Here is an 11,249-nt window from a genome sequence, read left to right as displayed (position 1 = left end):
AGCAACGCCACGGCCCGGTGGGCCTCGCCCCCCACAGCAACTCCGCCAGGAGGACGTCTTGACCACCGCACAGAACGCCGCCGAGAACGCCGCCGGGTCCGAGGGCGCGAGCGCGTCGGCCGCCCAGGCCGAACCGGCCGCCCGGGCGGGTTCCCCCGCCCCGGCATCCCCTGCGAAGCCGCTGCTGTGGCCGTCCGCCGCTCCGGAGCCGGGACCCCCGGCAGAGGCGGAGGCGGAGAGCGAGACCTCCTCCGGCCCGGTGACCGCCCCCGCCGCGCCGGGACGGCAGGCCACCAGGGGCGTCCCGGCAGCAGACGGCGAGGCGGAGACCGGCCCCACCGTGGCAAGTGGCGAGGCGGAGACCCGCTCCACCGCGGCGAGCGGTGACGCGGGGACCGGCGCCACGGCGGTGGCCGAAGGTGGCGGCGAGGGTGCGGCCACCGGCGTGGGCGAAGCGGTCGGCGCGCCGGGGCCGGCGGTGGCGGCGGGCTCGGCGGACGGCGGTTCGGAGGCGGGCGCGGCCAAGGAGGGCCGGCCGGGCCGCCCGCCCAGAGCCATGCTGGCCGCCGCGGCGATCGCCGGCGCACTCCTGGTGTCGGTGCCCTTCCTGATCAGTACGCGGGAGGACGACGACACCGCCGTACGGGCCGCCGACGCGGGCAGCACCTCGGGCACCGTGCTGGGCGACTCGGTGGGCGGCGACTCCCCGGGGAGCTTCGGCTCGGCGGCCCCGGTGCCGGGGGCCCCGCGCTCGTCGTCGCCGTCGAAGACCGCGCACGGCGGGAAGTCGACGACGGCCTCGGGTTCCCAGCACGGGTCGGCGGCCGGCTCCGGCAAGGGAGACGCGGATTCCGGCTCGTCCTCGGCCAAGGGCGGCTCCGGGTCGAAGAGCGGCAGCGGCACGTCCACGTCGAAGAGCGGGAGCAGCGGCAGCAGCACCGGCAGTGGCAGCAGTGGCACCAAGAGCGGGACCGGCACGAGCACCGGTACCGGCAAGACGACGACCGTGGCGCCCGGAGTGCTGGTCTACAGTCACGCGGGCGGCCGTTGCATCGACATCGTCGGCGACAAGGGCAAGGACGGCTCTCCGCTGGAGATATGGAACTGCGGGGGCGCCAACTGGCAGAAGTGGCAGTTCAAGTCGGACGGCACCGTCCGGTCCATGGGCCTGTGCATGGACGTGGCCTGGGGCTCCAGGTCCGACGGCGCCGTGATCCAGCTGGCCAAGTGCAGCGGCAACCCGGCACAGCAGTTCCGGCTCAACGCCGCCCACGACCTGGTCAACACGCAGGCCGACAAGTGCGTCGACGTCAAGGACCAGGAGACCGGCAACGGCACCCGCCTCCAACTCTGGTCCTGCAACGGCAGGGACAACCAGAAGTGGAGCACCCGCTGACCCTCGGACGAGCCGTCTCCGGCGACCGGTAGCGGCCCCTGGGCCGACCGTTCCGGCGATCGGCCGGAACGACCCCGCACGACCCCGCCCGCTCCCACCGTCCGGCCGTGCCGCGGTCCGTCGGTCCGTCGGTCCGTCGGCTCAACCGTCCGCCGGTCCCGGGCGGGCAGGAGTCGTCACGCCTTCGGATCGAGTTCGGCGAGGCGCGCCTCGACCTGGTCCGCGAGATCCCCCAGCAGGTCGAGCTGGGCGGGCGTGGCGTGGTCGATCAGGACGTCCCGTACGTCGGCGAGGTGGAGCGGGGCGGCGGTCTCGACGAGGGCCCGCCCCCGCTCGGTGACGACCACGACGGCGCCCCTCTGGTCATCCAGGCAGCGTTCACGGGTGACCAGACCACGGTTCTGCATCCGGGTCAGGTGCTGCGACAGACGGCTCTTCTCCCAGCGCAGCGCGTCCCCGAGGACGAAGGACCGCAGGCGCCCGTCCGGCGCCTCCGACAGGTGCGCGAGCACCTGGTAGTCGGCGCTCGACAGCCCGCACCGGGTGCGGAGCTGGCGCTCGATGTACTCGGACAGTCCGGCCTGCAACTTCATCAGGCCGCGCCAGGCCCGCTCCTCGCGCTCGTCGAGCCACCGCGGTTCTCCCATGGGCGCATCCTACGCCTTGGTTGACATGTGAACCAATTCCTGCCTACGGTTTGGTTAACACGTCAACCAAATGGCTGACGGCGGCGGCGCCCCGCCCGACGGGGACACGGCGACCGCGGCGGCCCGGCGAGGCCGCGGCAGCCGTACGTGCTCCCCCCGCATCACGTCGACCGCTCCCCCCTCTCGACCGGAACAGGAACACACACATGTCCGCAGACACCCGCTACGCCATCGTGGGCACCGGAAACATCGGCTCGGCCCTGGCGGAGCTCTTCGCCCGAGCCGGGGTCGAGGTACGCATCGCCAACACGCGCGGACCGCAGTCGATCGGCGGCCTGACCGCCTCTCTCGGCTCCGCGGTCCGCGCGGTGCCCCTGGCCGAGGCACTCGCGTGCGACGTGATCCTCATGGCCATCCCCTTCACCGCGGTGGAGAAGTTCGGCACGTCACTGCCCGACTGGAGCGGGAAGACCGTCGTCGACACCACCAACGCGCACTACACGCCCGGAGCGCCCGACATCCTCAAGGGGCGGCTCTCCTCGCACTACGTCGGCGAGGTCCTGCCCGGCGCGCAGGTCGTCAAGGCGTTCAACCAGCTGCCCGCGCGGGCGCTCGCGGCCCCGGTGCCCGCCGGCCAGGGCCGCCGGGTCGTCTTCGTCGCCGGCGACTCGGCCGAGGCCACCGCGCGGATCGCCCGGCTCGCGGACACCCTCGGACTGTCGGCGGTCGAGCTGGGCCGGATCGACGAGGGCGGCCGGCTCATCGAGGCCCCCCACGCCCTGGTGCTCAGGAACTTCACCGAGCAGCCGCTCGCCTGACCGGGCAGGGCATCCCCGACCGACCCTCTCCCGAAAGGTTCTCCCCCTCGTGTTCATCGCCGCCGCCGTGCTGAGCGTGCTGCTCGCCGCCGTAGGACTGGCCGCCGGGCTGCCGAAGGCACTGCTCAAGGGCTCCGTGCCGGACCGGTTGCGGGGGCCGGGCGGGCTCAGCGCCGGCCTGGTCAGATTCATCGGACTGGCCGAACTGGTCGCCGCCGCGGGCCTGTTGACGGGTCTGTTCGTACAGCCCGTCGGAGTGGCCGCCGCCGCGGGGTTCGGGCTCCTACTCGTCGGAGCCGTCGCCTTCCACGCCAGGGCCGGCGACTACGCCGATCCCCGCACCCGGGGCGGCGCGATGGCCCCCGGCGTCCTCGCCGTCGTCGCCGCCGCCACCGCCGCCACTCTCGTTCTCTCCTAGCAGCACGAGGAACGACGGCAGGGTCACCCGCCCTTGTCTCGGCTGCTGTTCGTGCCGGACCGGCGGGTGGCCGGTTGTTCTGCCGCCCGGCCGGGGGCAACGATCGGGCCGGTTCGGCAGTCGTAGGGAGGGACATACCTCGGTCTCCTGCGCTCGCCACCGACCGCCCTCGTGGTCGGTGCGGTGGGCAGCAAGGCGGCCCTGCCATCTCCGGGAGGATCCATGAGCCGCTTCGCAGCACCCCTTGGCGACAGAGAAGGCGGCGGGCGCGACACCGCCCCGCCCGTCACCGCCGCACGTGTCATACGGCGCAATCCCGTCGCTCGCGCGACAAGCCGCGGTGTCGTGGTGGGGGCCGTCGCCGTTCTGCTGGCGGGGGTCGGCGCCTCGGCCGACGCGGCGCCCGGCGACCCGGTGGTCAGCGGTGCCACCGTCAACTCCGGACACGACGTCATCGTAGGCATCACGCACGACGTGCAGTTCCCGGTCACCGTCACCGGATCGGACGACTCCGGTCTGTCGTTCGCCGATGTGGACCTGAAGGGCCCGCACGGCGGGTTCTACACCACCGACGCGTACTGCGAGAGCGCGACGGAATGTACGACCGCGTTCACCGTCAACGCCCACACGGCTCCGGGCAGTGACGACCCGGTGGACCTGGCCAACGCCAACGCGGGGACCTGGTCGGTGGACGCCCTGGTCGACGCCCACGACGGCGGTTCCGTTTTCGCCCCCGGCGTGGGGTCGTTCGGCCTCAAGCGGGCCGCGCGGCTCACCGTCGACGCCTCACCGGAACCGGTGGCCAAGGGCGCCCGTATCACCATCACCGGCAAACTCGTGCGGGCCAACTGGGACACCTACCGGTACGCCGGATACGCGGGCCAGGCCGTGAAACTGCAGTTCCGCCCGAAGGGCAGCAACACCTACACCACCGTGGCCACGGTGAACACCAGCGGCACCGGCACCCTTCGCACCACGGCCAAGGCGGTCAAGGACGGCTACTGGCGGTGGAACTTCACCGGCACCCACACCACCGGCCCGGCCAAGGCAGGCGGCGACTACGTCGACGTACGTCCCTGAACCGGCAAGCACCACCAGGAGCGACGGGGGTGGCCCGGCCCTGGAGAGATCCGGCCACTCCGTCTTCCGGGAGGGCGCCGCCAGGTCCCCGTGCCCCGGCGGCGTGCCCTCCGTGGAGGCCGGGCGTCATGCTCGCGCCGGGGTTTCGAGACGAGTCGCCCGGCACCGTGACGCCGGGCCCGCAGGGGGCGGGCCCGTTCCCCGAACATATCTGCGTACAGGTCGGTGGTGCGCTCGATGATCTTCTTCTTGTCCTCGGCGGTGACGGTGCCCGCGGGAACCCTGACAACGCGGACGCCCTCGGCCTCCTCGGCGTCAACGGGACCCAACAGATCATCGAACCGACCCGTTGACGTCCTCCCCCGCCCCGGCACCGGCGTTTACGCAGGCGCGTTTCCGCAGGTCAATCTCGCGCATCCCTCATCATGGGAATGCGGGCGCCCATTCCGGGAACTGGGAATGGTCTGTATCGGGCGAGGAGGATCATGGATGTCACCGGCGCGGGCACCAGCGCGTCCTCCGCGGACGGGCAGCAGGTGCGGGCCCACGCCCGGATCGCCACAACGCTGGAGGGACTGCGGGCCGCCGCCGTCTTCATCGACAGCGACGGCTTCGTCGTCGCGGCCAACCGCGCTGCCCAGGACCTGCTGGCCCGAAGCCCTCAGGATTTCGTCGGACAGGACTTCCACGACCTGCTGCACCGGGACATCCACGGGCACCTCATCCCCCGCACCCGCTGCCGCATGCGGAAGGCGCTTCTCGGCGGAAGCACCGACCACGGCGACGCGGAGTGGTTCCTCTGCGGTGACGGCACCCTGGTCCCGCTGTCGTGGCTGGTCACACCCCTGTCACCCACCTCGGGCACGGCGGGCGCGGTGGTGGTGCTGTACGGGTGGGACCAGACGGCCTCACACGGTGCCCTCGGCGCGGTCCCCGCGCCGCTGACGGAGATGGACCGCCTGGCCCTGCTGGCGGAGACGACGACCCAGCTGACGTCCACCCTGGACGTGGACGAGTCGCTGCGCCGGCTGGCCGCCCTGACGGTGCCCCGGCTGGCCGACTGGGCCGTCTTCGACCTGCTGACCGAGCGGGACGAGGTGCGGCGCGCACTGGTCGTAGGGCACAAGGACGGCGATCTCGTCGAGCGGGAAGACCTGCAGGGACCCATGCCACCGGTGCCGGGGGAGTCCCCGATGCCTCTGTCCCGGGCACTGCGTGGCGCCGCCTCCTCCCTGGCCGGACCGGCCACCTACCAGGGACCGCCCGACTCGGGCATAGCCGTCGAGCAGCAACGCCTGTTCGCCGCCACCGGCATGCACTCCGCCGCCATCGCTCCCGTCCGCGGCCTGCGCAATGTCCTGGGGGCCCTGACCCTGGGCCGCTCACGGCGTCCTGACCCCTTCACCGCCGACGACTTGCCGCTGCTCGAGGACCTCACCCGCCGCGCGGGCCTCGCCCTGGACAACGCACGCCTGTACCAGCGTCAGCGCAAAGTCGCCGAAACCATGCAGCGCCACCTGCTGCCCCACCTCCCCGCCGTCCCCGAGGTGGAGATGACAGCGCGGTACGTGCCCGCGCCGCACGCCTCCTCCGTCGGAGGTGACTGGTACGACGCCTTCCCCCTCGCCGGCAGCACCCATGCCCTGGTCATCGGGGACGTCGTCGGGCACGACCTCGACGCCGCGGCCGGCATGGCGCAGGTCCGCAACATGCTGCGCGCCTTCGCGTGGTCACAGCCGGGAAGCACTCCCAGTGCCGTCGTCACCCAACTCGACGAAGCGATACGGCACATCGTCGAAGCCCCCATGGCGACCATGATCCTGGCCACCCTCGCACTCGCCGACGGTGAGCTGTGGCAACTGCACTGGACGAACGCGGGTCACCCGCCCCCGCTGCTCATCAGCCACGACGGCCGGGCCCGCTACCTCGACGACGCCCACGGCCTCCTGCTCGGCACGGGGATCACCCGACCCCGCCCCGACGTCGTCACCGTCCTGCCGCCCCAGTCCACCCTCCTGCTCTACACCGACGGCCTGGTGGAATCCCCGCTCCACCCCATCGACCACGGCCTGGACCGCCTGCGCAGGCACGCCGCCTCCCTCGCCCACCGCCCCCTGAACTCCTTCTGCGACTCCCTGCTGGAACGCATGCGCAGCAGCGACAACGACGACGACATCGCCATGCTCGCCCTGCGCACACCCGCCGCCGCTTCCGGCGCGGGTTCGACCGCCTGACACGGTGGACGGATGGGCTCGGAAGCTGCCGTCTGCCGTCCGGCTGTCCTCCGGCGCGGGCGCGGAGTTCGTCGGGGCCGCGTCCACCTGGCGGGTCTCGGGCGGCAGGGCGGCGTCCGCGTCGAGCAGGTGGCCGATCCAGGCCGCCGGCAGATCCACTACGCCCCTGCCCATGCGGGACGCGTCGGAGGGCCGGAGGGTGTCGGCCTGCCGGTCCAGTCCGGTGAGGAAGTCCGTCAGCAGGGCGCCGATCCCCTCGTGCCCCGACAGGCGCCGATTCAGCAACTCCCGTATCCGGTGCGGCGGCAGGGGCAGCAGCGCCTTGGGGACGTCCACGCCGAACCCTCTGACGACCCGGCGTTCCCGGTCGTCCGCCGGCCGGAAGTCGTAGGGGTGCGAGCTGTCGTCCAGGTGCAGGTCATGAGAGGTGAACGTGGTGGTCCGGATTCAGACATGCAGGGTGGGCCGGTAGAGGAGCTCTTGGACGCGGCCGTCGAGCGTTCGGCTCCGGACCAGTTCGAGGTCGAAGTCGGCCGCGCCCCGGAAGACCGGAGCATCTCCGGTCCGACCGGTGATCACCGGGAAGAGCGTCACCTGGACGAGGTCGACGAGACCGGCGGCCATCAGCGCCCGGTTCAACGACAGGCTGCCGTGTGAGCGCAACGGCACCGCGGACTCCTGCTTGAGCCGGGCGACGGCGTCGACGGCATCGCCGCGCACGACGGTCGCGTCCGGCCAGTCCAGCGGTTCCCGCAGCGTGCTCGACACCACCGTCGTCGGCATGCTCCTCATCCGGGTGACCCAGGGGTCACGCACCCCGGACTCCTCGGTGTTGTCGGCCAGCATCTGCGCGAATTCCCGATACGTCGTGGCACCGAAGACCATCCGCTGCTCCTCGCCGTACAGGGCGAGGCGGTGCTCCAGCAACTCGGGGCCCTGCTTGCCCCAGTAACCACCCCAGCTGTCGCTGTCAGCGCTGCCGAAGCCGTCGAGGCTGGAAAAGACGTCGAAGGTGTAGGTGACGGTCACGATGCTCTCCTCGGACGCGAGTGATCTGTTGTAACGAGTCAGACGGGGAACCACCGCGGAACTCATCGCTCTTGGACTTCTGGAGTCAGGGGCACGGTACGGGACTCGCCCGGCCCGCCGACGGCCGTGATCAGGGCGCCGTACCTGGCACGGCCGCCTCGTCCACTCCTACGCACCACGTAGCATCGCGGCACCTTCGCAATCAGCTGAGGTCCGACGCAATGCACCTCACGAAGGTCCGCCCCTTCGAAGACATGGGCGATTTAGCAAGTGATACCTTGAGTCGTGACGTCTCAGCGACCAGCCCGTCCGCTACCGGCCCCGGAGATCCGGCAGGGTGTCACGCGGCTCGCCCGCAGGCTGAGCGCCGAGCGGCCCGCGGACGGGCTGAGCCCGAACAAGAACAGCGTCCTCGCCCACCTGCTGCGCAACGGCCCCATGTCGGCCGGCGCCCTCGCCGCCGCCGACCACCAGCAGCCGCAGTCCCTGACCCGCGTCTACGCCGAACTCGAGCACGAGGGACTCATCAGCCGGACCCGGGACGACCACGACGGACGCCAGCGCATGCTGGAGCTGACACCGCGCGGCCGGGAGGCCCTCGCCCACGACATGGCGCGGCGCGACACCTGGCTGGACCTCGCCCTGGCCGAACTCACCGAGACCGAACGCCAGGTGCTGCTGCTGGCCGCCGGGCTGATGAACCGTCTCGCCGACTCCCCCGTCCGCACCGCCGACCGCACGTCCCGAACCCGTTGATGGAGGCTGCCGTGCCCTGGTCCGACCACGCCATCTGGTGGCACGTCTACCCGCTGGGCTTCCTCGGCGCGGAACCCGCCGCACTGCCGCCGGACTCCGCCCCGCGCCACCGCCTCCCCGTCCTGGCCGACTGGCTGGACCACCTGGTCGGGCTCGGCTGCAACGGGCTCGCGCTGGGGCCCGTCTTCGCGTCCGAGACGCACGGCTACGACACCGTCGACCACTTCCGTGTCGATCCGCGTCTGGGCACCGAGGACGACCTCGTCCGGCTCGTGGAGGAGGCCCGTTCCCGCGGCGTGCACGTGCTGCTGGACGGCGTCTTCAACCATGTCGGCCGCTCCTTCGCTCCGTTCGCCGACGTGGTGCGGCACGGCTCCGCCTCCTCCTACGCCGACTGGTTCGTCCCCGAGGGGGACGACTTCCGCACCTTCGAGGGCCACGGGCATCTCGTCGCGCTCGACCACGCCTCGCCGGCCGTCGTGGACCACGTCACCGACGTCATGGACCACTGGCTGGCGCGCGGTGTCTCCGGCTGGCGACTGGACGCCGCCTACGCCGTCCCTCAAGCGTTCTGGCGCACGGTCTCGGACCGGGTCAGGGCCCGCCATCCCGAGGCATGGCTGTGCGGCGAGGTGATCCACGGCGACTACACCTCGTACGTCACCGAGGGCGGGCTGGACTCCGTCACCCAGTACGAACTGTGGAAGGCGATCTGGAGCTCGCTCAACGACGTCAACCCCCACGAACTGGCCTGGTCCCTGACGCGTCACAGCGCGCTGCTCGACGTCTTCGCCCCGCAGACGTTCGTCGGCAACCACGACGTGACCCGCATCGCCAGCCGACTGCGCGAACCCCGCCACCTCGCGCACGCGCTGACCGTGCTCTTCACCGTCGGCGGCGTCCCGTCCGTCTACGCCGGCGACGAACGCGGGCGCCAGGGTGTCAAGGAGGAGCGGGTGGGCGGCGACGACGCCATCCGCCCCGCCTTCCCCGACTCCCCCTCGGGCCTCGGCCCCGAGGGGCTCGACGTCCAGCGCCTGCACCAGACCCTTATCGGCGTCCGCCGGCGCCACCCCTGGCTGGTGCGCGCCCGCCCCCGCCCGCACACCGTCGACGACACCGTCCTCGCCTACACGCTCCACGACCCGGACAGCGGCGCCGCCGTCGCCGTCGCGCTGAACTACGGCGGCGAGGCGGCCACGGCCACCGTGCCGGCCGCCGCGTGGGAGCCGGCGGCGGGCGACGCGACACCCGCCGCCGGCGACGGGTCCGTGTCCCTGCCGCCCTACGGCTGGTGCGTCGCCACCGCGCCCACTCTCCCGTCCTGACCGCCGCGCCGTCTCAAGTAAGTCGAACGGGAAGGGAGTTGGCAGGCGTCGGTCAGTGGACCGGTGTGGCGATCCGTACGCCGTGGCGGTCCCCGTCGGACAGGAAGGACGCCAGCCGGTGTCCCTCCTCGGCCACGGCGGCGTGGTCGGCCCGGGCCAGGCCGCGCAGCGGTGTGACGGTCACCGTGCCTGCCGCGGCGTTCCAGGTCGCGGCGACCCGGCCGTCGACCAGGACCACCCGGGCACCGGCCACCGACAGGCCGCGGTCGACGTCGTCGATGATCCGGCCGCGGTCGTGGTAGCCGAGGATCGCGTTGTCGAACGCGGGGAGGAACCGCACCGGGGCGGGGGTGCCGGGGTCGGGGCGCGGCGCGTCGGGCAGATCGAGGAGTTCCCGGCCGCGCTCGTCGCGGAAGGCGACCAGTTCCCCGCGTGTCGCGGCGACGGCGGCCGGCAGCCCGGCGAGTCCGCACCAGGCCCGCAGGTCGGCCGAGGCCGCCGGACCATGGGCGGCCAGGTAGCGCCGTACGAGCGCCCGGCCGACCGGATCGGTGCCCGCGGGGGCCGGCGGGTCGAGCGCTCGCCCCAGCCACGAGTCGAGGCGCATGTTGCGCACCCCCGCCCGGATGCGCCACAGTCCGCGCGGTGGCAGCTGCGCCATCGGGACGAGGGCGGCGACCACCATCTCCCCCAGGGCGCGCGGTCCCGGGGCCCGCCAGCGATCGGCGAGCGCACCCACGAGTTCCGCCATGGTGCGGGGCCGCCCGTCGGCCATCACCGCCCGGCCGGCCGCGGCGAGTTCGGCGAGGTCGACCCCGGCGAGTTCGCGCCGGTAGGTCCCGAGGACCCGTTGACGCAGCATGACCTCGTGGCGGGCCCGCCAGGCCAGCGCGTCCGCCGCGGTCACCAGGTGGACTGTGCGACGCATGAGGTGGGTGCGCACCACGCGCCGCCCGGTCAGCAGGTCGCCGAGCGCCGCCGGGTCGAACCCGCGCAGCCTCGACCAGAGTCCGACGTACGGCTCCTGCGGTTCCTGGGCCTGGAGCCCACCGAGGTGCGCGACGGCGTCCAGGACCGGCACGTCGGCGCGGTCGAGCAGCAACTGCCGTGCCAGCGTGGCGCGGTTGAGCGCCCGTGTGTCCAGAACGGTCATCGGGCCACGCCACCCCACCCCCGCCGCCTGATCGCCCGCGCGGTGGGAACCGTCCGACGGCGGGTGGCATGGGGGTCGGCCTGCCCGCCGCGGCCCCGACCGCGCGCACTCCCGTGGCGGAGGCATGGCGCACCGCGGGGGCGTGAAGGGCGGAGGCAGGGCCGCCCCGGCTCATGTGTCTTCACGGTCATGACGTTTCCTTCGCTGCGCCGCGAGGCCCGGTGGGTGGAGGGGCGCAATGGGTGGAGGGGCCCGGTGGGTGGAGGGGCCCGGTGGGCGGAGGGGCCCGGTGGGCGGAGGGGCCCGGTGGGCGGAGGGGCCCGGTGGGCGGAGGGGCCGGGGGATCGCCGGGCGGGAGATGAGAGACGGGGGCGGCGACGACCTGGCCGG

The 11,249-nt window shown here is 72.9% G+C and carries 10 protein-coding genes and 2 pseudogenes; 7 read left to right on the top strand and 5 right to left on the bottom strand.

Annotated elements, in window-relative coordinates; genetic code table 11:
• Positions 1 to 58 precede the first annotated feature (58 nt).
• Positions 59 to 1,396, top strand: coding sequence for a ricin-type beta-trefoil lectin domain protein (locus ABZT03_RS27240; RefSeq protein ID WP_356043798.1), 1,338 nt, complete (start codon positions 59 to 61; stop codon positions 1,394 to 1,396).
• A gap of 176 nt (positions 1,397 to 1,572) precedes the next feature.
• On the opposite strand, the gene ABZT03_RS27235 is transcribed toward ABZT03_RS27240, so the two are convergent.
• Positions 1,573 to 2,043 (bottom strand): MarR family winged helix-turn-helix transcriptional regulator, encoded by a 471-nt coding sequence (locus ABZT03_RS27235; protein WP_356043795.1) that lies wholly within the window; start codon positions 2,041 to 2,043, stop codon positions 1,573 to 1,575.
• 206 nt (positions 2,044 to 2,249) lie between these two features.
• Here ABZT03_RS27235 and ABZT03_RS27230 point away from each other — a divergent pair, with 206 nt between their 5' ends.
• The 3 genes from ABZT03_RS27230 (at position 2,250) to ABZT03_RS27220 (ending at position 4,359) form a co-directional block, all read left to right on the top strand.
• Positions 2,250 to 2,861, top strand: coding sequence for an NAD(P)-binding domain-containing protein (locus ABZT03_RS27230; protein ID WP_356043792.1), 612 nt, complete (start codon positions 2,250 to 2,252; stop codon positions 2,859 to 2,861).
• A 49-nt stretch (positions 2,862 to 2,910) separates the two neighbouring features.
• Positions 2,911 to 3,279 carry a DoxX family protein gene (locus ABZT03_RS27225; RefSeq protein ID WP_356043790.1) on the top strand — a complete coding sequence of 123 codons (369 nt, stop codon included), beginning with the start codon at positions 2,911 to 2,913 and terminating at the stop codon, positions 3,277 to 3,279.
• 222 nt (positions 3,280 to 3,501) lie between these two features.
• Positions 3,502 to 4,359, top strand: a complete 858-nt coding sequence (locus ABZT03_RS27220; protein ID WP_356043787.1) for a calcium-binding protein — start codon at positions 3,502 to 3,504, stop codon at positions 4,357 to 4,359.
• 185 nt (positions 4,360 to 4,544) lie between these two features.
• Here the strand turns inward: ABZT03_RS27220 and ABZT03_RS27215 are convergent.
• Positions 4,545 to 4,688, bottom strand: a pseudogene (locus ABZT03_RS27215) (tautomerase family protein); the annotation flags it as partial.
• A 156-nt stretch (positions 4,689 to 4,844) separates the two neighbouring features.
• Here ABZT03_RS27215 and ABZT03_RS27210 point away from each other — a divergent pair.
• Positions 4,845 to 6,593: a SpoIIE family protein phosphatase gene (locus ABZT03_RS27210; protein WP_356043785.1), complete on the top strand. Its 1,749-nt coding sequence runs from the start codon at positions 4,845 to 4,847 to the stop codon at positions 6,591 to 6,593.
• A 90-nt stretch (positions 6,594 to 6,683) separates the two neighbouring features.
• Here ABZT03_RS27210 and ABZT03_RS27205 read toward each other — a convergent pair.
• A pseudogene (locus ABZT03_RS27205) lies at positions 6,684 to 7,037 on the bottom strand (AraC family transcriptional regulator); the annotation flags it as partial.
• Positions 7,038 to 7,040: 3 nt separating this feature from the next.
• Positions 7,041 to 7,622 carry a dihydrofolate reductase family protein gene (locus ABZT03_RS27200; protein ID WP_356043782.1) on the bottom strand — a complete coding sequence of 194 codons (582 nt, stop codon included), beginning with the start codon at positions 7,620 to 7,622 and terminating at the stop codon, positions 7,041 to 7,043.
• Between the two features lie 285 nt (positions 7,623 to 7,907).
• Here ABZT03_RS27200 and ABZT03_RS27195 point away from each other — a divergent pair, with 285 nt between their 5' ends.
• On the top strand, positions 7,908 to 8,378 hold the full coding sequence (locus ABZT03_RS27195; protein WP_356043779.1) for a MarR family transcriptional regulator: 471 nt from the start codon (positions 7,908 to 7,910) through the stop codon (positions 8,376 to 8,378).
• Positions 8,379 to 8,389: 11 nt separating this feature from the next.
• Positions 8,390 to 9,706 carry an alpha-amylase family protein gene (locus ABZT03_RS27190; protein WP_356043777.1) on the top strand — a complete coding sequence of 439 codons (1,317 nt, stop codon included), beginning with the start codon at positions 8,390 to 8,392 and terminating at the stop codon, positions 9,704 to 9,706.
• 52 nt (positions 9,707 to 9,758) lie between these two features.
• Here the strand turns inward: ABZT03_RS27190 and ABZT03_RS27185 are convergent, their stop codons facing one another.
• Positions 9,759 to 10,859: a winged helix DNA-binding domain-containing protein gene (locus ABZT03_RS27185; RefSeq protein WP_356043774.1), complete on the bottom strand. Its 1,101-nt coding sequence runs from the start codon at positions 10,857 to 10,859 to the stop codon at positions 9,759 to 9,761.
• Between the last annotated feature and the right edge of the window lie 390 nt (positions 10,860 to 11,249).

Origin of the sequence: Streptomyces sp. NPDC005574, assembly GCF_040605435.1 — a bacterium.
Classification (GTDB): Bacteria; Actinomycetota; Actinomycetes; order Streptomycetales; family Streptomycetaceae; genus Streptomyces.
Note: the sequence above shows the minus strand (reverse complement) of the source record. Positions and strands in the feature narration are given on the sequence as shown.